Origin of the sequence: Kitasatospora sp. NPDC058162, assembly GCF_042884005.1 — a bacterium.
GTDB lineage: Bacteria > Actinomycetota > Actinomycetes > Streptomycetales > Streptomycetaceae > Kitasatospora.
The window spans coordinates 114,858-140,924 of sequence record NZ_JBHVUS010000019.1 but is presented as its reverse complement, the minus strand read 5'-3'; the positions used below and the strand labels follow the sequence as shown (position 1 = coordinate 140,924).

The 26,067-nt window shown below is 74.0% G+C and carries 18 protein-coding genes; 11 read left to right on the top strand and 7 right to left on the bottom strand.

Annotated elements, in window-relative coordinates; genetic code table 11:
* Nucleotides 1-2: 2 nt before the first annotated feature.
* Both ACFVXG_RS28850 and ACFVXG_RS28845 read left to right on the top strand, forming a co-directional pair.
* Nucleotides 3-3,074, top strand: a complete 3,072-nt coding sequence (locus tag ACFVXG_RS28850; protein WP_387931375.1) for an FAD-binding and (Fe-S)-binding domain-containing protein — start codon at nt 3-5, stop codon at nt 3,072-3,074.
* 751 nt (nt 3,075-3,825) lie between these two features.
* Nucleotides 3,826-4,068 (top strand): DUF6296 family protein, encoded by a 243-nt coding sequence (locus ACFVXG_RS28845; RefSeq protein WP_387931374.1) that lies wholly within the window; start codon nt 3,826-3,828, stop codon nt 4,066-4,068.
* Between the two features lie 53 nt (nt 4,069-4,121).
* Here the strand turns inward: ACFVXG_RS28845 and ACFVXG_RS28840 are convergent, their stop codons facing one another.
* From ACFVXG_RS28840 to ACFVXG_RS28825, 4 genes are all read right to left on the bottom strand, one after another.
* Nucleotides 4,122-6,425, bottom strand: coding sequence for a catalase (locus tag ACFVXG_RS28840; RefSeq protein WP_387931372.1), 2,304 nt, complete (start codon nt 6,423-6,425; stop codon nt 4,122-4,124).
* Between the two features lie 522 nt (nt 6,426-6,947).
* A complete protein-coding gene (locus ACFVXG_RS28835) occupies nt 6,948-7,457 on the bottom strand; it encodes a DUF1360 domain-containing protein (RefSeq protein ID WP_387931370.1) in 510 nt (169 codons plus the stop codon).
* A gap of 53 nt (nt 7,458-7,510) precedes the next feature.
* Nucleotides 7,511-7,678 carry a hydrophobic protein gene (locus ACFVXG_RS28830; protein WP_380522185.1) on the bottom strand — a complete coding sequence of 56 codons (168 nt, stop codon included), beginning with the start codon at nt 7,676-7,678 and terminating at the stop codon, nt 7,511-7,513.
* Between the two features lie 285 nt (nt 7,679-7,963).
* Nucleotides 7,964-9,349: a rhodanese-like domain-containing protein gene (locus tag ACFVXG_RS28825; protein WP_387931368.1), complete on the bottom strand. Its 1,386-nt coding sequence runs from the start codon at nt 9,347-9,349 to the stop codon at nt 7,964-7,966.
* 240 nt (nt 9,350-9,589) lie between these two features.
* On the opposite strand from ACFVXG_RS28825, the gene ACFVXG_RS28820 reads away from it, so the two are divergent.
* Nucleotides 9,590-9,781, top strand: a complete 192-nt coding sequence (locus ACFVXG_RS28820; protein WP_387931366.1) for a helix-turn-helix domain-containing protein — start codon at nt 9,590-9,592, stop codon at nt 9,779-9,781.
* Between the two features lie 49 nt (nt 9,782-9,830).
* Here ACFVXG_RS28820 and ACFVXG_RS28815 read toward each other — a convergent pair whose 3' ends face one another.
* Nucleotides 9,831-10,985, bottom strand: a complete 1,155-nt coding sequence (locus ACFVXG_RS28815) for a tyrosine-type recombinase/integrase (RefSeq protein ID WP_387931364.1) — start codon at nt 10,983-10,985, stop codon at nt 9,831-9,833.
* Nucleotides 10,986-11,434: 449 nt separating this feature from the next.
* Here ACFVXG_RS28815 and ACFVXG_RS28810 point away from each other — a divergent pair, with 449 nt between their 5' ends.
* From ACFVXG_RS28810 to ACFVXG_RS28800, 3 genes are all read left to right on the top strand, one after another.
* Entirely contained in the window at nt 11,435-11,824 is a 390-nt protein-coding gene (locus ACFVXG_RS28810; RefSeq protein ID WP_387931363.1) for a rhodanese-like domain-containing protein, read from the top strand.
* Nucleotides 11,821-12,570 (top strand): sulfite exporter TauE/SafE family protein, encoded by a 750-nt coding sequence (locus tag ACFVXG_RS28805; protein WP_387931362.1) that lies wholly within the window; start codon nt 11,821-11,823, stop codon nt 12,568-12,570. The genes ACFVXG_RS28810 and ACFVXG_RS28805 overlap by 4 nt, the downstream gene beginning before the upstream one ends.
* A gap of 77 nt (nt 12,571-12,647) precedes the next feature.
* Nucleotides 12,648-13,223: a rhodanese-like domain-containing protein gene (locus tag ACFVXG_RS28800; RefSeq protein WP_387931361.1), complete on the top strand. Its 576-nt coding sequence runs from the start codon at nt 12,648-12,650 to the stop codon at nt 13,221-13,223.
* 54 nt (nt 13,224-13,277) lie between these two features.
* On the opposite strand, the gene ACFVXG_RS28795 is transcribed toward ACFVXG_RS28800, so the two are convergent.
* Both ACFVXG_RS28795 and ACFVXG_RS28790 read right to left on the bottom strand, forming a co-directional pair.
* Nucleotides 13,278-14,519: a saccharopine dehydrogenase family protein gene (locus ACFVXG_RS28795; RefSeq protein WP_387931360.1), complete on the bottom strand. Its 1,242-nt coding sequence runs from the start codon at nt 14,517-14,519 to the stop codon at nt 13,278-13,280.
* 81 nt (nt 14,520-14,600) lie between these two features.
* Nucleotides 14,601-15,791, bottom strand: a complete 1,191-nt coding sequence (locus ACFVXG_RS28790; RefSeq protein ID WP_387931419.1) for an MFS transporter — start codon at nt 15,789-15,791, stop codon at nt 14,601-14,603.
* 135 nt (nt 15,792-15,926) lie between these two features.
* Between ACFVXG_RS28790 and ACFVXG_RS28785 the strand changes: the two genes are divergently transcribed.
* From ACFVXG_RS28785 to ACFVXG_RS28765, 5 genes are all read left to right on the top strand, one after another.
* Nucleotides 15,927-16,682: an AraC family transcriptional regulator gene (locus ACFVXG_RS28785; RefSeq protein WP_387931359.1), complete on the top strand. Its 756-nt coding sequence runs from the start codon at nt 15,927-15,929 to the stop codon at nt 16,680-16,682.
* Between the two features lie 60 nt (nt 16,683-16,742).
* Entirely contained in the window at nt 16,743-17,486 is a 744-nt protein-coding gene (locus ACFVXG_RS28780; protein ID WP_387931358.1) for an SOS response-associated peptidase, read from the top strand.
* A 110-nt stretch (nt 17,487-17,596) separates the two neighbouring features.
* Entirely contained in the window at nt 17,597-23,749 is a 6,153-nt protein-coding gene (fxsT, locus tag ACFVXG_RS28775) for an FxSxx-COOH system tetratricopeptide repeat protein (protein ID WP_387931357.1), read from the top strand.
* A 6-nt stretch (nt 23,750-23,755) separates the two neighbouring features.
* On the top strand, nt 23,756-25,015 hold the full coding sequence (locus ACFVXG_RS28770) for a CHAT domain-containing protein (RefSeq protein ID WP_387931356.1): 1,260 nt from the start codon (nt 23,756-23,758) through the stop codon (nt 25,013-25,015).
* Complete coding sequence (locus ACFVXG_RS28765) at nt 25,012-26,064, top strand: hypothetical protein (protein ID WP_387931355.1); 1,053 nt, start codon at nt 25,012-25,014, stop codon at nt 26,062-26,064. Before ACFVXG_RS28770 ends, ACFVXG_RS28765 begins: the two co-directional genes overlap by 4 nt.
* Nucleotides 26,065-26,067: the final 3 nt, after the last annotated feature.

Here is a 26,067-nt window from a genome sequence, read left to right as displayed (position 1 = left end):
CCATGGCCGACGCGCGGAAGGTGGACGTGGACCTGGCGGCCCTGGGACGGGCGCTGCGGGAGGAGGTGGACGGCGAGGTCCGCTTCGACGCGGGCAGCCGCGGCGCGTACGCGACCGACGGCTCCAACTACCGGCAGGTCCCGCTCGCTGTGGTGGTGCCCCGGACCGTCGAGGCGGGCGCGACGGCGCTCGCGGTGTGCTCGCGGTTCGCCGCACCGGTGCTGTCCCGCGGCGGCGGCACCAGCCTGGGCGGACAGTGCACCAACACCGCCGTCGTCATCGACTGGACGAAGTACTGCAACCGCCTGCTGTCGGTGGATCCGCACGCACGGACCTGCGTCGTGGAGCCCGGCATCGTGCTGGACGAACTGAACCGGCAACTCGCCCCGCACGGGCTGATGTTCGGTCCCAAGCCGTCCACCCACACGCACTGCGCGCTGGGCGGGATGATCGGCAACAACAGCTGCGGCGCCTCCGCCCAGGCCTACGGCAAGACCGTCGACAACGTCCGACGCCTGGAAGTGCTCACCTACGACGGCATCCGCTTCTGGGCCGGCCCCACCGACGGCGGGGAGTACCAGCGGATCGTGCGCGCGGGCGGTCCGCGAGCCCGCCTGTACCGGGGCATGAAGGAGCTCATCGACCGCAACCTGGCCGCCGTCCGGCGCCGCTACCCCAAGATCCCTCGCCGGGTGTCCGGCTACAACCTGGACTCGCTGCTGCCGGAGAACGGCTTCGACGTGGCCAGGGCCCTGGTCGGCAGCGAGGGCACCCTGGTGGCCGTCCTGCGGGCCGAACTCGAACTGGTCCCGGTGCCGGCCGCCGAAGCCCTGCTGGTGCTCGGGTTCGACGACATCTACCGGGCGGCCGACGCCGTCCCCGAACTGCTCGCGCACAGCCGGCCCAGCCAGTTGGAGGCCGTCGACGGACGCATGGCCCAGCTCATGCGCGAGGAGCACGCCCACCTCGACTCCCTGGAGCAGCTGCCCGAGGGCGACAGCTGGCTGCTCCTCCAGTTCACCGGCGACACCGAGGAGGAGGCCGACGGCAAAGCCCGGGACCTGCTGCGCGCGCTCGACCGGTCCGAGGACGACCCGTCCGTCGCACTCTCCGACGACCCGCCGCGCGAGCAGGAGATGCTCAGGGCCCGGGAGGCCGGACTGGGCGTGACCGCCCGGCCCCCGGACGGCGCCGAGACCTGGGAGGGCTGGGAGGACTCCGCCGTCGCACCCGAGAAGCTGGGCGACTACCTTCGCGACCTGGAACGGCTCTTCGACCGCTACGGCTACCAACAGGCTTCCCTGTACGGGCACTTCGGGCAGGGATGTGTCCACACCCGGATCCCGTTCGAACTGCGCGAGGGCCGTGGGGTCGAGGCGTTCCGGGCCTTCCTGTTCGAAGCGGCCGACCTGGTCGTCTCCTACGGCGGTTCGCTGTCCGGGGAGCACGGTGACGGCCAGGCCCGCGGCGAACTGCTGCCCCGGATGTTCGGCGCACCCCTGGTCGAGGCGATGGGCGAGCTCAAGGCCCTGTTCGACCCGGGCGACCGGATGAACCCGGGCAAGGTCGTCCGCCCGTACCGCGTCGACGACAACCTGCGCCTCGGCGCCCGGTGGCGCCCCGAACCGCACCGCGCGACGCAGTTCGCGTACCCCGACGACGGCGGCGACTTCGGGCAGGCCGTCCTGCGGTGCGTCGGCATCGGCAACTGCCGCAGCCACCAGGGCGGAGTGATGTGCCCCTCGTACCGCGCGACCCTGGAGGAGGAGCACTCCACCCGCGGCCGGGCCCGGCTGCTGTTCGAGATGCTCGGCGGCCACGACGACTCCCCCGTGACCGACGGCTGGCGCTCCACCGAGGTCCGCGACGCCCTGGACCTCTGCCTGGCCTGCAAGGGCTGCAAGTCCGACTGCCCGGTGGGCGTCGACATGGCCACTTACAAGGCCGAGTTCCTCTCCCACCACTACCGCCACCGACCGCGCCCGGCCGCCCACTACACGATGGGCTGGCTCCCGCTGTGGGCCCGCCTCGCCTCCTCCGCACCGGGGACGGCCAACGCCGCCCTGCACGCGCCGGGGATCGGTCGGCTCGGCAAGCGCCTGGCCGGGGTCGACCCGCGCCGCGAGGCTCCCCTGTTCGCCCCCGAGACCTTCCAGGACCACCGGCACCGGGCCGGCCGGCCGCAGCCCGATCCGGGCGACCCGCGCACCCTGCTGCTGTGGCCCGACACCTTCACCAACCATCTGCACCCGCATGTCGCCGACGCCGCCGTCCGGGTGCTGGAGGACGCCGGCTTCCGGGTCGCCGTACCGCCGGGGCCGGTGTGCTGCGGCCTGACCTGGATCTCGACCGGCCAGCTCGACACCGCCCGCCGGGTCCTGCGGCGCACCACTCGGGTGCTGCGCCCCTGGCTGGAGGCCGGAACACCGGTCATCGGCCTCGAACCCTCCTGCACGGCCGTCTTCCGGGCCGACGCCCCCGACCTGCTCGCCGGCGACCAGGACGTCGAGCGGCTCGCGGCGCAGACCCGGACCCTCGCCGAACAGCTCGTCAACCACGCCCCCGCAGGCTGGCGGCCGCCGCAGGTGGGGCGGGCCGCGACCGTGCAGACCCACTGCCACCAGCACGCCGTCCTCGGCGTCGACCCCGACCGCGAGTTGATGCGCCGCGCCGGCCTCGACGCCGAGGTACTGGACGAGGGCTGCTGCGGACTGGCCGGCAACTTCGGCTTCGAGCAGGGGCACTACGACCTGTCGCAGAAGATCGCCGAGCAGGGCGTGCTGCCCGCCGTCCGCGCCACCGCTCCCGGTGCCTACGTCCTGGCGGACGGATTCAGCTGCCGCACCCAGATCGACCAGGCCGACACCGGCCGAACGGCCGTCCACCTGGCCGAGGTCCTGGCCCTGGCCCTCGACGGTCCGCCGCCCGCCGACCACCCCGAGCAGGCGGTGCCCCGTCCGCAGCCGAATCCGGCCGCCGCCCGACTCCTCATCCTGGGGTCGGCCGGCGCCGTGGCGGGGCTGGCCACCGCCGCCGCCTTCGCCGCCCGCTGCCGGACGAGGAGGGATCCCTGACACCGGCCTGCGCACCGACCGGGGCTCGCCTGCACCGACCAGGGCGGGCTCCGGCTGTTTCGGGCGGGTCGGTCAGACGGGCCACCAGGCGGTCGGAGCGGGGGCGAGTCGACCCGGGTCGGCCGGAGTTCCTGCAACAGGGCCTCCACCGCGCGGTGGTCGGCGAGTTCGCGTTCCGCATCGAAGGCCTCCTCGTCTTCGGCTCCCCCGTGAAGACCAAACGGGGGCCGTCGGCGGCGCCACCGCAGATGGATCCGCACGGACCCGCGTTGTTTACCTCGGCCGTTCCCGGGCAACCGCACGGTACGTCCCGGCTCCGGAGCGACCACCGGGACGGCCAACGTCACCCACTTGTGACGGCCGGCACCCCAGGCCGACCGCCACAGTGGGTGCGCTCACCCCGGGCCGGACACGTCGAACGATGCACGAAGCCCACAACCGTTTCCACGACGACGGAACGGGTAGCCGCACGGGACCCAGCCCACTCCCCCGGAGGTCTCCTCTCACTGGGCCTGCCGGCAGCCGGTCTGCGCACCTCGGCCGCGCCCGTGTTCTGGGCGTTCACCGGGTGCTGGGCGCTGACGCTCACGATCGCGTTCGCCGTGTTGTGCGCGTGCACGGAGGCCCGCCGAAGGGAGCGCTGACCGTCTGTGGCCACGTTGTTCCTACTGGTACTGCCGGTGTACAGCCGTCCGGGGGCGGAGGAAAATCGGTCGCACAAGGGCGGGGAAGCCCACGAGGAGGCCAGATCATGAGAAGCCTCAAACGCCGCTACGCGGTGACCCTGCCCGGACCGGTCGGAGCCCACGGCCCTCCGACCGTCGTCGTGGTGCACGAGACCCAGGCGGTCGGCCCGGACGGCGGCTGCATCTGGGAGAGCGCGGACGGGGACCTGCAAGTGGAGATCAGAGGCGAGGTGGCCGCCGTTCTCGGCGCACCTCCGGACGGCGCGCCCCGGCAGGATTCCTGCCTGCACGCCGTCCTGCTGCCGTAACGCCTTCCGCGAGGCTGTCCGGGTTCACCGGGCGGCCTCCGCCATGCGCGGAGTCAGCGCTGTGGGAAACGATGCTGCTCGACGAGGCCGGCGAAATCGCCCCAGAACACCGGCCCGGTTGCCTCGTCGGCACCGCAGACCGCTACACCCGCCGTCGCGTTCGGAAGATCGAGGCCGGCCATGTGGGACAGCTCGACGCCGGAGCCCAGCAGCGCGACGGGCTTGCCGTGGCGCAGCGTCTCGGCGAGGAAGCGGACCGCGTCCGGATCGACGCGACGGGCCAGGTCGCCGAAATCGGGGACCACCAGCGCGTCGTACAGGACCGAGGCGACGGTCGGCAGCGGCCGGTCCACCGGCACCCGGGCGCCGTCATTCGCGAGCACGTGGCCGCCGTGCGCGGCCAGTGTCTCCACCACGGCGCCCCGGGCACCCAACTGCTCGTGCGCGGAACGGATCTGTTCCCCGTCCACGCCCGGAGCCGCCAGTACGGCGACCTTGCGGGTGCGGATGCCGGAGCCGCGCAGGTTCTCCAGGCTCAGCGCGGGGGAAGTCCGCGGCCCGGCCGTGCCGCTACCGGCCGATGCCGTCGCGTTGTCTGCGGGCTCGGCCTCGGACTCGGCCTCGGGCTCGGGTTCGGGCTCGCCGATCCGCCGGGCGACCTCCGCGGCCAGCCCGCCGTCCACGTGCACCAGGTTGCCGACCATGCGCCGGCGCACCGCGTCGTCCCCGACCTTGCCGAGCTCGAAGGCGAAGGCGGCGGTGATGTGCCGCTGTTCCCAGTCGCTCATGCTGTGCCAGAACAGCGCGGCCTGGCTGTAGTGGTCGGCGAAACTGGAACTGCGGCGGCGCACGGCCGCGCCGTCGATCCGCTCCTGGTAGTGCTGGAACACCCCCTCGGGCAGGTGGCCGCCGCCCATCGTGAAGGGGCAGCCGCCGCCGACGGAGTTGGGGGTGTAGCTGGTTCCGTCGTGAACGACCTGCTGGCCGTAGCCGTCGCGGTGGTTGGTGCGCACGTCGGCGAGCGGGCGGTTGACTGGCAACTGGGTGAAGTTGGGCCCGCCCAGGCGGATCAGCTGGGTGTCCAGGTAGGAGAAGTTGCGGCCTTGGAGCAGCGGGTCGTTGGTGAAGTCGATGCCCGGGACGATGTTGGCGGTGTGGAAGGCCACCTGCTCGGTCTCGGCGAAGAAGTTCTGCGGGTTGCGGTCCAGGACCATCCGCCCGACCGGGCGCACCGGGACGAGTTCCTCCGGGACCAGCTTGGTCGGGTCCAGCAGGTCGAAGGGGAAGGCGAACTCGTCCTCCTCCGGGATGAGTTGGACGCCGAGTTCGTACTCGGGGAAGTCGCCGGCCGCGATCGCCTCCCACAGGTCGCGGCGGTGGAAGTCGGGATCGCGTCCGGCGGTGAGCTGGGCCTCGTCCCAGACTTGGGAGTAGGTGCCGAGCTTCGGCGTCCAGTGGAACTTCACGAAGGTGCCCCGGCCGCCGGCGTCGACGAGGCGGAAGGTGTGCACGCCGAAGCCCTGCATCATCCGGTAGCTGCGGGGGATGGCCCGGTCGGACATCACCCACATCAGCATGTGGGTGCTCTCGGGCTGGAGGGAACAGAAGTCCCAGAAGGTGTCGTGGGCGGAGGCGCCGGTGGGGATCTCGTCCGCCGGCTCGGGTTTCACCGCGTGGACGAAGTCGGGGAACTTGGCCGCGTCCTGGATGAAGAAGACCGGCATGTTGTTGCCCACGAGGTCGTAATTGCCGTGCCTGGTGTAGAACTTGGTGGCGAAGCCGCGGACGTCGCGCACGGTGTCGGCGGACCCGCGCGGGCCCTGCACCGTCGAGAAGCGTACGAAGACCGGCGTGCGCCGGCCGGGTTCCTGGAGGAAGTCGGCGCAGGTGAACTCCGCCAGCGACGCGTACGGTTCGAAGAAGCCGTACGCTCCCGCGCCGCGGGCGTGCACCACACGCTCGGGGATGCGCTCGTGGTCGAAGTGGGTGAGCTTCTCGCGCAGGTGGAAGTCCTCCAGCTGGGTGGGTCCCCGGTCGGCGACGGTGAGGGAGTTGTCGGTGTCGTCGACACGCACCCCCTGATCGGTGGTGAGCGGGCCGTCCGGGTCCACCGCGCGGACGACGTCCAGCGCGGAGTCCTTTCCGTCGCGCTCCGGCTCCTCGGATTCCTCGGGGATCGGCGGTGTGGGTGAGGGCTGGTCTGGCTCCTCGGACCGCTGGCGTTCGGGAGTCTCGGTGACGAGCGGAGAATCCGGCTCGTGCTCGGGCTCGGCGGGCGGTTCGGGAGCCGGGGTCTCCGTGACCAGGGGCGAATGCCCGGGGTCGGGGTTCTGAGGGGTTGCGGGATCGGTGCTCATCTCGTGTTCTCCGTCCTGGTGTCGGTGCCGGACCGCCGCGAGCGCGCCCCAGGTACCAGAGGCCAGCCGGACCGGCGCGGGATCTCCGTTGCGGGCGAGTGCTGGCGACGCACGCCGTCGCGCCCGAACACGCGGCGCCTCTGACGTCCGAGGCGAGCGGGCCGTGGGTGAACCGCCAGGACTCGACCGAGTCAACGCAGCCGACCGGGACCCTGGACCGCACAGCGGTTGGTACGGGTGCTGCCGGATACGCCATGCCCCTGCGGGTTGCCGCCCCCGGCGGAGCCAAACGGTGCCTGGCCGGTTGATCGCGGCGGCCGGCTGCGGACACTGCGGTTCCGCCTCCCCGCCGCATGGCAGCCGGAGAGGCCACCCGGCGCCCTGCCCTCCGACCGACACCGACGTCGGCCTCCCCGGCGGTCGTTCCGGAACCGGGGCAGACCAGAAGGGTGTGCCCCTGACCGGCCGGGACAGTCCTCCCGGGCCACTCGCGTTCGACCCGACACTGAGGGGCCACGGCATCTATCGCGACGCGGCCTCCTGAAGCCCGGCCCGGGCGAAGTGCAGCAGGTCGGAGAGCGCCAGCGCGGACAGGCCCGCACTGACGAGCCGGGTCACCTCCGGAGCGAGGGCCTGGCCCGCCGTGAAACCCGTGGAGATCCACAGACCGGCGCAGAACGGACAGGTGACCAGCTCGCCGATGGCGCGACGAACGCCCGTACCCCGGACGTCCTCCGCCAGTTCAGCCGGACCGGCCTGGCCGCGGAAGCGGGCGAACGGCAGCCTGACCGGACTGGTCACCGGATCCTTCGCCACCAGCCGGGACAGCCTGTGCACGGCGCCGGCGGTGAGCAGAACGTCCCACGGGCCGGGTGTCGGCAGCGGCCGTCTCGCCCGTCGGGCGGAGGCCGTGAGCACTCCGACGCAGCCCAGGTAGGCGACCATGACGGCGAGGTAGCCGCCGATCGGCTGCTCACCGTCCGGCTCGTACGCCCAGCGTTCACGGCGGAGCGACGAACCAAGGGCGTCCACGGCAGACCTCCCGGAGCCGCTCACGGTCGGATCAGGGTACGCGTGGAGGCCGGTCACCATCGGTACCACCGGCGACCACCGGCGGCTCCGCCGCCCGTGAAGACGAAGCCGAGGACCCAGACGACGAGAACGGCCAGGGCGATCCACCACAGAATGTGGATCGCGAAGCCGGCGCCGCCCAGGATCAGTGCGAGCAGCAGAACGAGGACGAGGAGAAGCATGGGAGTCGGCCCTTCTCACGGTTGGCTGGATGTTCCGGACATCGCGCCTGCCCGATTCGGCCCGAATTAACCGGGGTCCTGGAGCCGATCCATAATCCTGCGTCGCCCCGCTCCCCTCCCCTCCAGATGCCACAGAGACCGAGCGCGCGAACCGAGGACGTTCACCGTCTCGCACCCGAGCGACACCATCGTGACCTCCGACGAAGTGAGCTGAGAGGCCTGGGCGGCCCCGCTACGTCGGCAAAGCTGGTGGTCCCGAACGGGGGTGAGCCGGGGCGGCTGGGTTCAGGCCTGGGTGGGGTGGGTGAGGGTGTGCCAGGCGGTGTAGCCGCCGAGGAGGTCGGAGACGTCGGGGTGGCCGTGGTGGCGCAGGAGGCTGGCGGCGATGGAGGAGCGGTGGCCGCCGGCGCAGTGGACGACCAGGGGGCGGTCGGTGGGGATCTCGTCGAGGCGGGTGGGGAGTTCGGTCAGGGGGATGTGCAGGGAACCTTCGATGGCGCCGGTTTCGCGTTCGCCGCAGGTGCGGACGTCCAGGACCGTGGGGGGCTGTTCGGCAGCGAGGGCGGTGCGGAGCTGGTCGGCAGTGAGACGGCTGGCGGGGGTGAGGTGGTGGGCGAGGACGGGCAGCGCGGTGTCGGGGTTGCGCAGGTAGCCGGCGATGTGGTCGAAGCCGATGCGGGCGAGGCGGGTGATGACCTCGCCCTCGCGGTCCTGGGGGGCGATGATCGCGATGTCGCTGTCGGGGGTGAGGACGGTGCCGGCCTGTTCGGCGAAGCGGCCGTCGATGGGGACGTTGACGGCGCCGCGCAGGTGTCCGGCGCCGAAGTCCTGGGGGTTGCGGGCGTCGAGGACGACGGCTCCGGCGGCGCGGGCGTCCTTGAAGCCTTCGGGGCACAGGGGCGTGGCGGCGTGGGTGGGGTCGAGGAGGGGGTGGTCCTTGCGGTTGAGGGCGGCGTCGTGGCCGAAGTAGGCGGGGGCGGTGGACTGGCCGGCGGTGACGATGCGGACGAAGGTGTCCTGGTCCATGGGCAGGCAGGCGTAGTTGGTCCGGCGCTGCGTGCCGATCGTTGACCGCTTCTCGCTGGAGAGGTTCTTGCCGCAGGCGGAGCCGGCGCCGTGGGCGGGGAAGACCAGGGTCTCGTCCGGTAGCCCCATCAGCTTGCGGTGGACGCTGTCGTACAGCATCGCGCCGAGTTCCTCGGCGGTGACACCGGCGGAGGCGAGCAGGTCGGGGCGGCCGACATCACCGATGAACAACGCGTCGCCAGTGAGCACCCCGTACGGCACGGCGTCGTCGGGCTGCTCGAAGACCAGGATGCTGATCGACTCGGGGGTGTGGCCGGGGGTTTCGAGGATCTGGAGGGCGACGTCGCCCAGTTCGATCCGCTCGCCGTCGGCGAGGTGGCGGATCGGGTACTCGGTCTCGGCGCGGCGGCCGTAGCCGATCCAGGCGCCGGTGCGGGCGGCCAGTTCCAGGTGGCCGGCCAGGAAGTCGGCGTGGAAGTGGGTGTTGATCACACCGACGACGGTCAGGCCGCGCGCCTCGACATCGGCAACGTACTCGTCCACGTCCCGGCGCGGGTCGACGACGACGGCGCGGCCGGTGCGCTCGTCGGCGATCAGGTACGAGGCCTGGGAGAGGCAGTCGAGGTAGTACTGGCTGAAGATCACGGGGGGTTCTCCTCGTCGGGTCTGACTGGCTGGCTCTACATCCGAGTGTACCCCCGGGGGTATTTTATCGACGCAATCGAGGCGCTCGCGATCGGCCAGGTAGGCTCCGCCGCCGCTGCGCGAGCCCGCCGAAAGCAAGTCCTCATTGGGCACTATCACGCGGCGAAGGCGCGGCCAAACTGCCCTTTTCCTCTGATAGTTCAGGCTTCGCAAGTTCGGCTGATCACCCAGGAGGAGCCCGTGCCCGAGCAGTTCATGAGCGTCAAGCAGACTGCCGAGTACCTGAACATGTCCGTCGCGTGGGTGTACCGGGAAGCACCTCGGGTGGGACTCGTTCCCTACCGGTTCGGCGGGGGGCCGAACGCGAAGCTTCAGTTCAAGGTGTCAGAGGTGCAGGCGTGGGTGAGGCAGCAGCGGCTGTCCGGCGCGTGAGCCTGTGACGTAAGTGAGGGGTCTGCCCGCGGGCAGACCCCTCACTCGTTCACGCAGCCAGGCCGAGATCCAGGACCTGTGCCGCGCGGCTGATGGAGCCGGGCATGAGGTGACGGTAGATCTTGAAGGTGATCTCGATGTTGCGGTGGCCCATCCACTCCGCGACGTCGGTGATCGGGATGTTGTTGCTGAGGCAGTTCGACGCGAAGAAGTGGCGCAGGCCGTAGAGGACCATGCCCTCGGGGATGTCGACCTGCCCGGAGGCCCTGATCCTTTGCCACTGGTTGTGGATGACGTGGTGCGGCATGGCCAGACCGATGTCCTTGGGGTTGCGCAGAAGGTAGCCGTCCACGGTCCCGTACGTGTCCGCGTACCGCTCGATGGCCTGCTTGGTGCGCGTCGGCAGCGGCACGTCGCGGTACTCGCCGACCTTGCGGTGCTTCAGGCGCGCGTAGGTCTTGGTCGCCTGGTTGACCTGCTCGGTGACGCGGTAGACGTCATCGGCGACGATGTTGTTGATGTTGACGGCAAATGCCTCGCCGTTGCGCAGACCACAACCACTCATGAGTTCCGCGACCAGGCGGAAGGCATCGTCGCCGGCAGTCCGGATCTCCTGCAGTTGAGCAAGGAAGGGGATCACCACCCGCTCCGGGTCGTACTGAGGAGGCTGGACACCGTTCATCGGGCTGTCTTCGTAGAGACCGAGCCTGTGCGCGTCCAACAGGATGGTCTTCAGCCTGACGAAGGCGTTGGTCTGGGCCGCCAGCCCGACGCCGTTCCGCTCCATGGTCTCGACGAACGCTTCCACGACCTTGTGGTCGAACGTCCCCATGCGGCGACTGCCGAAAGCAGGGAGGAGGTGGTTCTTCAGGATGGACTCGATGTTCCGCAGCGAGGTCGGGCTCTGGTGGCGCTGACCTTTCAGCCACTCGGCGGTGTAGACCGAGAAGTGCATCCCGCCGTACTTCTTGATGCGCTCCGCCTTCCGCTGGCTCTGCGGAGAGTTCTTCCGCGCGTGGTAGACCTCGGCGAGGCGGGCCTTCGCCTTCTCCTGGCTGACGAAGCCGGACTCCTCTGTCTGTCGCCCGGCCGCGTTGCGGTACCTGATCTTGTACTCGTGCGGGCACTTGCTCCACCGGGACTCCGGATGCTCGCACTCCTTGAAGAAGCTGCCCATGCCGCGGGTGAGGCCTGTGGTCGCCATCTGCTGGTACCTCCGGGAATCCTGCTGACCGTTTGCTGACCCCGGATGGTCGATCATGCCCCTGAGCTGGGCGGAAACGTCAGACTCGTGATAACTGGGCGAAGTACACGGGGAACCCTCCTGGGCGGCGCCGGGCGCCGCTGTGCGGTCGCGGTCTCGCTGATACCCCCCTCGGTATATTTTCCAGCATACGACCTCCAGGGGCCGATACGGACGGGGGTATCGCCGAACGACTTCGATAATACCCCCGGGGGTACTATGGTGGATGTCGACGGGGGAACCGACCCGCCGCCGGACCGGGCACCGCCCGGGGTCGGCCGGGCCGTTGAGAGACCCGCACCACCTTGCGCACCACCGCCACCGCCCGCACCGGGCGGCGGCGCCGTGCGCCTGCGGCACCCCCGACCCGCCGGACCGCTGCGGCCCGGCCCGCACCACTGGAGAAGCCCATGCCCCAGCCGCCGACCGTCCACGGACCAGCCGCCCCCGATCCGAGCACCCCCGGTCAGCTCGCCCCCACCCGGGCCCACGAGTTGCTCCGCGCCGGCACCGCCGTGCTGCTCGACGTCCGCGAGGCCGCCGAGTTCGCCGCCGGCCACGCCCCCGGCGCCCTGCACCTGCCACTGATCGGCCTGGCCGCCGGGGTCGGGCTGCCGCCGGAGGCCGTGGGCCGTACGGTGCTCGCGATCTGTCGCTCCGGCCGCCGCTCCCAGCGCGCCGCCGAGTTGCTCGCCGCGCGCGGCGTCGAGGTGCTGAACGTCACCGGGGGCATGGGCGCCTGGGCCCGGGGCGGGCTGCCGGTCACCACGCCCGAAGGCGGCACGGGGCACGTGATATGACCGCGCTGCTCCTGGCGCTGGCCGCCGGCGCGGTGGTCGGGCTGGCCCTCGGCGGCCTCGGTGGCGGCGGCAGCATGCTCGCCGTGCCCGCCCTGGTCTACCTGCTCGGCTTCTCCCCCGTGCTGGCCACCACCGCGAGCCTGGTGATCGTCGCCGCGACCTCGCTGACCGGCCTGCTCGCCCACCACCGGGCCGGACGGGTGCGCTGGCGCACCGGCGCCCTGTTCGCCGCCGCCGGGCTGCCCGCCGCCGCGGCGGCCGGGGCGCTCTCGGCCCACCTGCCGGGCGCGCTGCTGACCGGCGCCTTCGCGGTACTGGCGGCGCTGGCCGCCTGGCGGATGCTGCTGCCGCCCAAGTCGGCCACGCAGGAACGTTCCGCCGCTGGCCCGGGCCGATCGACCGCGGCGGGCGCCGGACTCGGCGCCGTCACCGGGCTGCTCGGCGTCGGCGGCGGCTTCCTCGCCGTCCCCGCCCTGGTCTCGGTGCTCGCCTTCACCATGGCCGAGGCGGTCGGCACCAGCCTGCTGGTCATCACCGCCAACTCGCTCGCCGCCCTGCTGCCCCGGCTCGGCGCCGCCGGCTCGATCGACTGGGCCGTCGCCGCGCCCTTCACCGGCGCCGCGATCCTCGGCGCCTGGGACGGCAAGCGGCTCGCCGACAAGCTCAGCGGACGCGCCCTCCAGCGGGCTTTCGCGATCGCCCTGCTCGGCGTCGCCATCCTGATGCTGGTCACCACACTGGCCTGACCGGCCCTCCCGCCCCGGCCGCCGACCCCCGACGCGCCGGCCCCGCCCCACCCCTCCCGAGAGGAAACCGCTTCCCCATGACCACCCCGCTCACCGTCGACCAGCTGCAGCCACGCCTCGGCCGGCTCACGCTCATCGACGTCCGCTCCCCCGGCGAGTACGCCGGCGGCCACATCCCGGGCGCCCTGAACATCCCGCTCGACCAGCTCCACCACGCACTGCCCGCGCTGCGCGCCGCAGCCGGACGGAACGAGCTGGCCGTCGTCTGCGCCGCTGGCCAGCGCGCCCGGAACGCCTGCGAGCAGCTCGCCGAGGCCGGGATCACCACCCTCCTCGTCACCGGAGGCACCAACGCCTGGACGGAGGCGGGCCACCCCGTCGACCGGGTGGCCGGTGCCCGCCCGGTGTGGGCGATGGACCGCCAGGTCCGGCTGGTGGCCGGCTCGATCGTCCTGCTCGGCCTGCTCGCCGACCGGGCCCGGCCGGGCGCCCGCTGGCTGTCCGCCGCGATCGGCGGCGGGCTGGTCTTCTCCGCGCTCACCAACAGCTGCGCGATGGCGACGGCCCTGGGCAAGCTCCCGTACAACCGGCCCCGCCCGGGCACGCCGACGCTCGACGACACCCTCGACGCGCTCGACGCGCCCGGTCGCTGAGCAGCACGGAGTACGAGCCGGGAGGCCCCTGCCCCCGGGGGCAGGGGCCTCCCGTCAGGCGCCCACCGTCACGCCCACCCCCGGCCGGTGCCGCGCCAGGTCCGCGAAGAAGCGCTCCGCGTCGAGGGCCGTCTCCGGCGGGTGGACCCCCGGCGTGCGCACCGTGCCGTCCAGCAGCTGGGCCAGCCCGAGCGCGGCCGGGACGCCGGTGCCCTCGGCCATGTCGGCCATCAGCGCGTCCGCGCCGGTCAACTGCGCCAGGACGCTCGCCCGTCGGCCCTCGACCCTGCCGGTGGCGGCGGCGAAGAAGCCGGGCAGGCTGCCCGGGGAGCCGAAGCGGACCGCCCGGGCCCCCGCCCGCAGGACGCGGCGCAGCGAGGGACGGTCGAGGGCGAGGGCAGCGGTCTCGTTGCCGAGCCGCCCCGCGTCGAGGTCGCGGCGTAGCACGTCCAGGTACGCGGCGGTGCCCGCCCGGACCACCATCAGGCTGGCCGCGTCGCCGCCGGGCCGCAGGCTGCGGTGCAGGGTGACCGGTTCCGGGTGCCCGACGGTGTAGGCGGTGCCCCTGCGCCCGCCGGGCAGGTCCAGCGCGACCGGGCCGAGTGGCGGCCGCTGGACGAGCCGGCCGTCCCGCACCACGGCGACGGTGCCGCTGATCTGCTGCATCCAGTGCACGGCTGCGGCGGCCGGTGCGCCGTCGCGGTCCACCAGTGCGGCGTCGCCGGGTTCGGGGCCGACGTCGACGGGCCAGGCGGTGTACACGTCGTCGAGGGTGTCGAGCAGGGCGGCGGCCCGGACGGCGAGCAGGTTGCTGACGCCGGGGCTGGCGCCCATCCCGATCACCGCGCGGACCCCGCCGGCGCGCGCCTCCTCGTCCAACTCCAGCATGGCGACTGTAGGTTCCCAGTCGTCGCAGATGTCGAGGTAGTGCGTCCCGGTGCGGATCGCGGCGCGCAGCACGTCGAGTCCGAAGCGGTAGTACGGCCCGACGGTGTTGAGCACCGCGTCCACCTCGCCGAGGGCGGCCTCCAGTTCGGCCTGGTCGGTGACGTCGACCCGCCGGGCGCGGACGGTCGCGCCCGCTCCCGCCGCGCCCGCACCCGCCGCGTGGGCGGCGAGCCCGGCGGCGGTGCGGCGGGCGGCGTCCGGGTCCCGGTCGGCGATCACCAGCTCCCGGACGCCGGGGAGCCGGGCGGTGACCCGGGCGGCGACACGGCCCATCGCGCCGGCTCCGCCGAGGGCGAGCACCTTCATGTCCGTCGTCCCTTCCACCGTCCGGCCGTCGCGCGTGCGCATGACCGCTCCCCTACCAAACTATCGTTCATGCGACGAACGTAGCAGAGATGAGCGATATGTGGACCGGCGCGGTCGAGCCCGTCACGATTCGGCGGGAGCCACCTCCGGTTCCGAAGGTTCCACCGGTTCCACTGGCCCCGCCGGCTCCGGCAGGGTGCGGAACAGCGCCCAGCTCAGCAGCGGCATCGCCACCAGCGGCACCAGCGCCGTCCGCAGCGAGGTCGCGTCCGCGAGGCCGCCGATCAGCGGGCTGGCCAGGCCGCCGATGCTCACGGTCAGCCCGAGGGTGATCCCGCTCGCCGTGCCGATCCGCGAGGGCAGGTAGTCCTGCCCCAGCGTGACCTGGAGCGAGAACGGCACGTACAGGCCCGCCGAGGTCAGCGCCACGCAGAGGTACAGCGCCGGGCCGGGGACCACCAGCACCCCGGCCACCGCCACCGCCGCGACCAGGTACGACCAGCCCGCCACCGCCACCCGCCCCCACCGCTCCGCCAGCGCCCCGCCCAGCACCGAGCCCACCGCGCCGCCCGCGTACAGCACCACCAGCGCCGCCGTGCCCGCCGCCGGGCCGCCGCCGAGCCGCTGGGTGACGTACAGCGACAGGAAGGTGCTCAGTCCGGTGAAGACGATCGAGCGACACACCACGGCCAGCGACAGCCGGACGAAGGCGGCCCGGTCGTCCCGGCCCGGCCGGCTCACCGGGCCCGCCCCGGCGGCCCGTTGCCGGGCCAGCTCGCGCAGCACCGGCAAGCACTGCGCCGCCCCGGCGAGGGCCGGCAGCAGGAGCAGCGGGGTCAGCCGCAGCCCGCCGAGCCCGACCACGGCGGCGACCAGCAGCGGGGCCGCCGCGAAACCCAGGTTGCCGCCCAGCGAGAACCAGGCCATCCCCCGGTGCCCGGACCCCCGGGCGACGGCCCGCGCCACCCGCGCCGACTCCGGGTGGTAGGCCGCCACGCCGACGCCGGACAGCGCCACCCAGGCGAGCGTCAGCCCGTACGAGTCGCCCAGCCCGCAGAGCGCGATGCCCGCGCCGCCCAGCAGCGTGCTGACCGGCAGCAGCCAGGGCAGCGGCCACCGGTCGGTCACCGCCCCAAACAGCGGCTGGGCCACCGAGGACAGCAGCGAGGCGGCCAGCACCACGCCCGAGACGGCGGCGTAGCCGTAGCCCCGCTCGGCGACCAGGAAGGGCACCAGGGCCGCCACCGCGCCCTGGTAGACGTCCACGCAGGAGTGCCCGAGGGACAGCAGGGTGATCGACGTCCGCCCCGACAGCCCTCTCGTCGGTCCGGCCGCCCGTTTCGTTCGAGCGGTTTTCGTTCGCGTGGTTTTCGTTCGCGTGGTTTGAGTGCTCACCCGGACATGCTGGAACCGGGACCCCCTGTCGGACTTCCGATAATCTGCCAGGCAATGCCGCCAATCCGCCACGATCCCGTCGCCCCCACCCGGGCCCAGCTGCTCGCCCCCGGCACCGGGATCGACGCCCACCGCCACGACGACCACCAGATCGCCTACGCCGCCCGGGGCGTGGTCGCCATCACCACCGACGCGGGCTCCTGGGTCGCCCCCGGCACCCGCGCGCTCTGGATCCCGGCCGGCACCGTGCACGCCCACCAGGCGCACGGCGAACTCGAGCTCCACCTGGTCGGCCTGCCCGCCACCGAGAACCCGCTCGGCCTGGACCGGCCCACCGTCCTCGCCGTCGGCCCGCTGCTGCGCGAACTGATCGTCGCCTACACCCGCGCCCCGGCGGAGGACAGCCCCGAGCGCTCCCGGCTGCGCGCCGTCCTGCTCGACCAGCTGCGCGCCTCGCCCCAGCAGCCGCTGCACCTGCCGACCCCCGCCACCCCGCTGCTCCGGGCCGTGTGCGCGCTGCTGTACGCAGACCCCGCCGACCGCCGCACCCTCGCCGAACTCGGCCGGGCCGTCGGCGCCAGCGACCGCACGCTGTCCCGGCTCTTCCGCGCCGAGCTCGGCATGACCTTCCCCCAGTGGCGCACCCAGCTGCGGCTGCACCACGCCCTGGTGCTGCTCGCCGAGGGCCGGCCGGTCACCGCCGTCGCCCACCGGTGCGGCTGGTCCTCCGCCAGCGCCTTCATCGACGTCTTCCGCCGCACCTTCGGCCACACCCCGGGGCACGCGCCCGACGGCCGCCCGGCGCGCTGAAAGCCCCGACCGCGCGCCGGGTCCGCCCGGTTGTCGGTGCCGGGTGGCAGGCTGGGAGGCATGTGCGGCCGCTTCGTCTCCACCACCACGCCCCAGGACCTCGTCTCGCTGCTCGGAGAGCTCCGGTGGGACCCGGCCGAGACCTTCGCGCCGAGCTGGAACGTCGCCCCCACCGACCCCGTCCCGGCCGTCCTGGAACGCGTGGACCGGGAGACCGGCGAGCTGCTGCGCCAGGTCCGCCCGCTGCGCTGGGGCCTCGTGCCGTCCTGGTCCAAGGACCCGTCCGGCGGCGCCCGGATGATCAACGCCCGCTCCGAGACCGTCGACTCCAAGCCCGCCTTCCGCAAGGCCTTCAAGGCCCGCCGCTGCGTCATCCCCGCCGACGGCTACTACGAGTGGCGCGAGGTCGCCGCCACCGCCGACCGCAAGAAGTACAAGCAGCCGTACTTCCTCAGCACCGGCGCCACCATGCTGATGGCCGGCCTGTACGAATTCTGGCGCGACCCCACCCGCCCCGAGGACGACCCGCTCGCCTGGCTCGCCACCGCCACCGTCATCACCACCGACGCCACCGACTCCGCCGGGCGCGTGCACGACCGGATGCCGCTCACCGTCGCCCCCGACGACGTCCCCGACTGGCTCTCCCCGGCCCACACCGACCCGGCCGAGCTCCACCACCTGCTGCGCCGCCCCGCCGACGGCGCCCTGCGGGTCCGCGCCGTCCCACCCACCGTCAACAGCGTCCGCAACAACGGCCCCGAGCTGCTCGCCACCGCCCCTGACCCGCTGGGTCTCGCCGACTGAGAGCCGACTGACCGCCGCCCGCCCGCTTTCCGCTGACAGCGCGTCTGACCTGCACTACGGTAGGCGGGCAGAGCAGGCACGGGGGTGGGGGCGGCGCAGTGTTGATGTCCATGACGGCACACGTCCGTCCCGAGAGCGGCATGCCCGACCCGGAGCCCTACGAGCAGCGCCGCCGCCCCGGCTCGCCCTCCGCCGCCGGCGGCGACCCGCACGCCGCCGTCCTCCCGCCCGAGGCCGCCCGGGCCGCGCTGACCGTCGAGCCGACCACCCCGGCCCCCAACCTCCCGCCCCGCGCCGCCGGCCGACTCATCGGCCGGGAGGGCGAGTTGCGCGCCGTCGCCGACGCGCTCGGGCACGCGGACGGCGGCGGGCTGGTCACCCAGGCCACCACCCTGCACGGCCTCGGCGGCGTCGGGAAGACCAGCCTCGCCCTGCACCACGCCTACGCCAGGGCCGGGGACTACCGGCTGATCTGGTGGATCACCGCCGAGTCCGAGGGGCAGCTCGCCGAGGCGTTCGCCGGGCTCGCCGTCCACCTCCACCCCGCCTGGGCGCTGACCGCCCCGCCCGGCCAGCAGGTCGAGTGGGCCATCGCCTGGCTGCGCGCCCACGACCGCTGGCTGCTCGTCTACGACAACGCCGAGGACCCGGCCCACCTCACCCCCTACGTCGGCCGACTCCTCGGCTGCGGCCACCAGTTGGTCACCAGCCGCCGCGCGGGCGGCTGGCACCCCGGCATCCGCCCGGTTCGCATCGACGTGCTCGACGCCCCGGAGGCCGCCCGGCTGCTGTGCGCCTCGGCGGACCCGGGCGGCGCCCTGGACGCCGCCGAGCAGGACGAGGCCCGGGCGCTCGCCGACGAACTCGGCCACCTGCCGATCGCCCTCGCCCAGGCCGGCGCCTACGTCCAGCAGACCGGCACCACCTTCGCCGCCTACCGCGAACTGCTGCGCGCCACCGGCCCGGTGGGGCCCGGCGCCGAGTCCACCGTCGCCCGGCTCTGGCGGACCACGCTGCGCACCGTCCAGCACACCGCGCCGTTCGCCGTCGAGCTGCTGCGCACCCTCGCCTGGTACGCCCCCGAGGCGCTGCCCCGCGAGGTGCTCACCCCGTTCGGCTCGCGCCGGCCCGACGAGGTCGACCGGGCACTGCGGCTGCTCGCCGACTACCACCTGATCACCCTGGGCGAGACCGTCGCCGTGCACCGGCTGCTCCAGGCGGTGCTGCGCAACGCCGACGGCGCCCGCACCTTCCGGCAGCGGGCGGAGCGGCACCTCGCGGCAGCCGCCGCCCGGCTCTGGCCCACGGCCGGTCCCGGACTGCGCCGGGCCCTGCTGCCGCACGTCCGGGAGCTGGCCGACAGCGGCCCGTCCGACGAGCCGACGGCCGACACCGTCGCGCTGTACGGGCTGGCGGCGGCCGAACTCACCGACCGGGCCCAGCGGGTGTACGCCGTACGGCTGGTCGAGGCGATGGCGGACGGGCAGCGGCGGCTGCTCGGCGAGGACCACCCGGAGACGCTCACCGCCCTCGGGCGGCTCGGTCGGCTGCAGGCCAAGACCGGCGACCCGGCCCGGGCCGTCGAACTGTGCGAGGACGTCGTCGCCCGGCGGACCAGGGTCCAGGGCGCGGACCACCCGGCCGCCCTCGCCGACCGGCACACCCTCGCCCAGGCCTACCGCAAGGCCGGCCGGTACGAGCACTCCGTCGCGGAGTTCCGCGCCGTCGTCGCCGAGCGGGCGCGGGTGCTCGGGCCGGACCACGCCGACACCATGCACAGCCGGGCGAGCCTGGCGTACGCCCTCCAGGTGGCGGGGCAGCACCGGGACTCGGTGGCCGAGTACGAGCGGCTGGTGGCGGACGCGGAGCGGGTACTCGGCCCGGACCACCCGGACGCGGTGACCCGGCGCAGCGGCCTCGCCTTCGCCCAACTCGCCGCAGGCCTGCACGGGTTGGCGATCGCCCGGTACGAACAGGTGGTCGCCGACCGCACCCGGCTGCTCGGCGCCGACCACCCCGACACCCTGAACGGACGCCGCTGGCTCGCGGCCGCCCACTCCGACGCGGGCGACCACCTCGCGGCGATGGCCGCCTACCGGGCCCTCGTCGCGGACTGCACCCGGGTGCAGGGCCCGGACCACCCGCAGACCCTCTACGCCCGCAAGCGCCTGGCCTCCGTCCACCGAAAGTCCGGCCGACCCGCCCTCGCCGTGGCCCAGTTCGAGGACGTCGTCCCCGACTACACCCGGGTGCTGGGCCCCGACCACCCGCACACCCTGAACGCGCGCAGCGGACTGGCCCGCGCCCACCGGGAGGCTGGCACGCCTGGCCTCGCGGTCGAGCAGCACCGCGCGCTGGTCCGCGATCGCACCCGCATCCAGGGCGAGGCACACCCCGACACCCTGGAAGAGCGCAGCTTCCTCGGCTTCGCGCTGCGAATCGCCGGCCTGCCCGCCCTCGAAGTGGAGGAGCTGGAGCGCCTGGTGGCCGACCGGGCCCGGTTCCAGGGCCCCGACCACCCCGAGACCCTGGACGAGCGCTCCGGCCTCGCCCGGGCCCTGCACGCCGCCGGCCGCCCGCACGAGGCGCTCGCGGTACGGCGACAGCTCGTCGCCGACCGCGAACGGGTCCACGGCGCGGAACACTTCGAGACCTTCGACGCCCGGCTGCGGCTGGCACGCTCCCACGACGAGGCCGGACAACACTGGCAGGCGGCAGAGCTCTGCGACCGGCTGGTCGTCGACCGCCGGCGGGTGCTGGGCCCGGACCACCCCGATGTGCTCACCACCCGGTGGTGGCAGGCGTCGATCCACTCCAACGCCTGCGACTACCGCACGGCCCTGCCCCTGTTCGAGGCGCTGCTCGCCGACCGCGCCCGGATCCAGGGTCCCGACCACCCCGCCGTGCTCAACACCCGGTGGTGGCTGGCGACAACGCACCGCAACCTCGGCGGGCACCGCGAGGCCCTGGCCCAGTACGAGGCGCTGCTCGCCGACCGCACCCGCATCCAGGGGCCCGACCACCCGGATGTCCTCAACACCCGCTTCTGGCTGGGCCACAGCCACCAGGCCCTGGGCGACCACCGCCGCGCCCTGGCGCTGTACGAGGCCCTGGTGTCCGACCACGTCCGGATCCACGGGCCGGACCACCCCCTCACCCTCGACGCCCGGTTCAGCTGCTTCGCCCTCTGCCTGAACACCGGTCACCACCGCCGCGCGGTCGAACTCTACGAATCCCTGGTGCAGGACCGGGCCCGGGTCCAGGGCGCCGACCACCCCGAGACCCTGACCGCCCGCCACTGGCTGGCGACCGCGCACCTGAACGCGGGCAACCACCGCCGGGCGGACCACCTGTTCGCCTCCGTGGTCGCGGACCGGACCCGGGTCCTGGGCGCCGACCACCCCGAGACGCTGCTGGCCCGGTACGCCCACGCCTCCGCCTGCCAGAGCGCCAACGACCCGCAGCGGGCGGCGTCTCTGTTCGCACCGCTGGTCGACGACTTCGACCGGGTACTCGGAGGCGACCACCCCGACACCCTCAACATCCGCATCGGACACGCCGTCAGCTGCCACGAGGCGGGCGACCGCCGATCGGCGGCCGCGCTGTTCGAGGAGCTCGTCGCCGACCTCACCCGGGTGCTCGGGCCGGACCACCCCAGCACCACCCGGTGCCGCCGCGAGCGCGCCTCGGCCTGGCGGGGCTCCGACGAACACCCCCGCGCGCTCGCCGAGTTCGCCGCCCTGGTGACCGACCTCACCCGGATCAACGGGCCCGAGCACCCGCACACACTGGAGATCCGCAAGGACCTGGCCCGCTCCTACGCGATGGCCGGCGACCACCCGCGCGCCGCCGAGTCGTTCGCGGCCCTGGTCGCCGACCGGGCCCGGATCATGGGCCCGGACCACCGGGACACCCTCGACACCCGCTGGTGGCAGGCCTTCGCCCACAGCGAGGCCGGCGAGTACCGCACGGCGGGCGCGCTGTACGGCGCCCTGGCCGCCGACCGCGCCCGGGTGCTCGGTGCCGACCACTCGGACACCCTCAACGCCCGCTGGTGGGAGGCGGCCTCGTACCGCGCTGACGGTGACCTCGACCGGGCCCATCGGCTGTGCGAGGGCCTGGTCGCCGACCGCCTGCGGGTCGACGGCCCGGACCACCCCGAGACCCTCGACGCCCGCTTCCTCCTCGCCTGGGTCCACCGGACCGCCGGCGACCACCTGCTCAGCATCCGGCTCAACGAGGCCCTGCTGGACGACCGGATCCGGCTCCAGGGCCCCCACCACGCGGCTGTGCTGACCGCCCGGAGCGTCCTCGCCTCCGGCCTGGAGTACACCGGACAGCTCCGGCAGGCCGTCGCCGCCTGGGAGCAGCTGCTCGCCGACCGGACCGGCGTCTCCGGGCCCGAGCACCCCGAGACCTTCGCTGTACGCTCCCTGCTCGCCCAGGCGGTCCGCCGGACCGGCGAGGTCGACCGCGCCACCGCGCTCCTGACCGAACTGGTCGCCGCCCGGACCGTGAGCCAGGGCCCGGACCATCCGGACACCCTCGAGGAGCGGGGCGAACTCGCCCACGGCCACCGCTTCGCCGGGCACCACCGCCAGGAAGCCGCCGGATACCAGGCGCTCCTCACCGACCACGAGCGCCTCCTCGGCCCCGACCACCCCGCCACCCTGACCGTCCGCGACAACCTGGCCCACGCCCTGCGCCACGGCTGGCAGCACGACCACGCCGACACGCTCTACCGGGCCCTCCTGGCCGACCGCGGCCGGATCCTGGGCGCCGACCACCCGGATACCCTCGACGTCCGGGACAGCCTTGCCCGGAACCTCTCCGCGGCCGGCCGCCACACCGAGTCGGTCGCCGCCTACCGCGAGGCGCTGGCCCTCGCCCTGCCGGTGCACGGGCCCGAGCACTCCGTCGTCCGGGACCTCCGGCGCGACCTCGCCAAGGCCCTGGTCGCGGCCGGCGAGGCCGCCACCGCCGTCGCCGAACTCGCCCCGCTGGCGGAGGACTGGTCCCGGCTCACCGGTCCCGGCCTGCCCGAGCTGGTCCAGGCCGGCTGCGTCCTCGCCCTCGCCCACCACCTGGACGGACGGCCTGAGGCGGCCCTGCGACTGGCCGGACAGCTGGTCGCCACCGCCACCGCCGCTCTGGGCGGCCCGGACGACGCGACGGTCACCGCCCGGCTGACCGAGGCCCTGCTGCTGGCCGAAGGCCCCCGTCCGCTGCGGGCCGTCGTCCGGCTGGAGGAGCTCGCGGAGGCCTGCGCCGAGAGCCGGGGCGTGCGCAGCCCGCTCACCCTGGAGGTCCGTCAGGGCCTGGCCCACGCCCGGCTGCGCGCCGGGGACGCCGACGGGGCGGTCCGGGTCTACGAGCGGATCGTCGCCGACCGGCTCGCCGTCGGGGACGCCTCGCCGACCACCGCACTGCTGGCCGGTCACCGGGAGGCCGAGGACGTCGCCGTCAGCGTCGGCACCCTGCGCACCGGGCCGCTTCCGGTCGCGCCCAGCCTCGCCCTCGGACTGGCCCAGGCCCTCGCCGCGGACGGGCGGCGCGACACCGCCCGGGTGCTGCTGGCGGCGGTCCGCGTCGGGCGCGAGGCCCTGATGGGTTTTGGGCACCCGCTCGCCGCCGAGGCCCGTACCGCGCTGACCGGGCTCGACCGCGCCGAGCCCGCGCCCGCGCCCGTCCCCGGCACACCCGTCCAGCCCGGGTCCCTCCTCGGCGCGCCCTTCAGCGCCCAGGCCGCGCCGCACCCCCAGGCCGCAGCCCTCCCCGGCGCGCCCGCCCAGGCCGGGCTCGGCCGGGGCGCGCCGCAGCTGCTCCCCCGCCGTACCCGCGGCTCGGTACACCGCGCCGTCGAACCACCGGCGCCCCGGCCCGCCTGGCGGCCCCGCCTCACCCTGGTCGAGGACCCCGCGGTGGGCGTCACCACCCACCTCGACTTCCACCTCGAACCCGCCGACGGCTCCGTGCCCGCCGTCCTCCCCGAGCTGCGCCTGGTCGCCGCCGTGTCCCCCGAGGCCCTGCTCGACCCGCCCGTCACCGACCACGTCCCCGCCGGTGCGCCCGCCCGGTTCGCGCTCACCCCGGCTGCGGCCGGCCCGCACACCGTCCGGATCACCGTCTTCGACCGGGGTCACGGCGCCGTCCTCCAGGACCTCTCCGCCGTCCTGGACGTCCCCGCCGACGTCAAAGCCGACGTCAACACCGACGTCCAGCCCGACGTCCCCGCGGAATCCGAAGACCAGGAGCAGGAGTAGATCGACGTGCCCCGGGACCTCCAACTCGCCGTCCGCCAGAACCCCTCTGCGGACTACACCAAGCTGCCCCGGCAGCTCGGCCCCGCCGACGGCCTCCCGCCGAAGGGCCCGGCCCCGCTGGACCTGATCGTCTCGCTCCGCCGCCACGGCGACGAGCTCCACGTCAGCGCCTTCCGACCGGGCGAGCGCACCCCCGGGAACCGCAGCCACCGGGCCCGCCTCGCCGTCTCCGCGCCCGAACTCCTCGCCAAGGCCGCCCGGCTGCGCACCGTCTGGCGTGACCGGCTGATCGGCTACGACCCCGACCCGTACCACCCCTACCCCTTCGCGACCGCAGTCGACTTCACCCCGCTCGCCGAGGTCGCCGAACGCAAGGTCGCCGAACTCGCCGAGGAGGGGCGGTACTTCCTGGAGACGATGTTCGAGGGGGCCGACCGCAGCCTGTCTCTCTTCCGCGACTACCTGAACCGCACCCTCACCGAGCACGGGTCCCTGCGGATCAGCTTCGACTCCGACCTCCACCTCCCGTGGCCGATGCTCGCCGTCGAGGGCCACCAGCCGGACCCGTGGGCCGACTTCCTCGGTCACCGCCACCAGGTCGAGCAGACCGGCGCCGCCTACCCGCCGATCCAGCCGCCCTCCTCGCCCCGCGCCAAGCCCGTGACCAGCCTCAACACCGACGACCAGCTCACCGGCATCGGCCGGGCACCCGAGGTTCGCAAGCTGCTGGAGGACCGCTCCCAGCTGACCGTGCGCACCGAGTCGGACCGGCTGCTGGAGGCGCTGTCCGCGGCCGTGCTGGACGAGGACGTCATGTACTTCTGGTGCCACGGCCAGTTCGTCGCCAACGACTCCCCGTACGAGCAGCTCGCCGTCCGGCTCTCCGACGACCGGCACATCGACGCCGAGCTGGTGCGCCGCCACCGCCGCCGCCACCTCGACCGGCCGGACGCCGTCTTCCGACCGTTCGTGCTGCTGAACGCCTGCCACACCGGGCAGTCGGCGGCGGCCGAACTGGACCACCTGGGGCGGGCGTTGGTCGACCTGGGCGCGGACGGCGTGCTCGGGCCGCAGCTCCAGATCCCGCAGGAGTTCGCCGCCGAGTACGCCTTCGCCTTCCTCGACCACTACCTGACCGGCGAGTTCACAGCCGGCGAGATCACCCAGCAGCTGGTGCGGTGGTTCGCCCGCGAGTACCGCAATCCGCTGGCGCTCGCCTACTCCCTGCACTGCGGCATCGACAGCATCCTGGAGCTCCACCCGTGACCGCACCCCTGCACCCGGTCCCGACGGCCACCGTACGGCCCGCGACGGTCGACCTGGACGAGCACGGCCGGCTGCTCGTCCCCGGGACGACGACGCCCGTCCCCGAGACCCGGGTCGCCGACCACCTGGCCCGCCACCTGCGGATCCCCGAGTGGGCCACCGACCTGTACGTCTACGTGCACGGCTGGCAGACCAGCCCGGCCGCCGCCGACCGCTCGGCCGCCGCCCTGGTCGAGCGGGCGGCCGCCCTGCACCGCGCCGCCCCCGCCGGCTACCCGGGGCTCGCCACCGGGTTCCGTCCCTGGTGCGTGGTGGTGCGCTGGCCCTCCTCCAGCCTGCCGACCCTGCCCGGCTACCGGCGGATCCGCGAACGGGCGCACGCGATGAGCGCCCAGGGCCAGGCCGGGCGCATCCTCGGCCACCTGCTCGGCTACCTCGACACCGGCCGGGGCCGCCCGGACGCCCCGCGCGTGCTGGCCAACCGGCACGGCCAGTACCTCCACCTGCTCGGGCACTCCTTCGGCGGCCGCTTCCTCTGCGAGGCCGTCCAGTACGCGGCCGACCGCCCGGCCGGGCCCCCGGTGCTCAGCTGGTCCTCCCGGCCGGGCGACCCGAGCCGCCCGTTCACCGTGGACAGCGCCCTGGTCTTCCAGATGGCCGCGCCCCGGGACGCCTTCACCCGGCTCTTCCCCCGGCTCTTCCTCGGCCCCGGCCGGTCCGGCGCCCCGCTGCGCGGCCCGCTGGTGCTCACCCACTCCCGCTGGGACCGCGCCACCGGCTTCTGGCACCTGCGCGCCGAGGGCCACCCGGGCATCGGCCACTCCGGCACCGGCGCCGCCCCGGTCCCGCAGTTCACCACTCGGCTGCGCCCGACCGACTCGCCCTACCCGCACAGCGACCTCGACCACCCGATCGTCAACATCGACGCCGGCCACCGCTACCGGGGCAGCCTCGCCGCCCGTCGGCTCCACCCCTCGGGGGCGCACTCCGACTTCCACCACCCGGAGTCCGCCCACCTGCTGCTCAGCCTCGCCTCCCACTCCCGTTGAGCC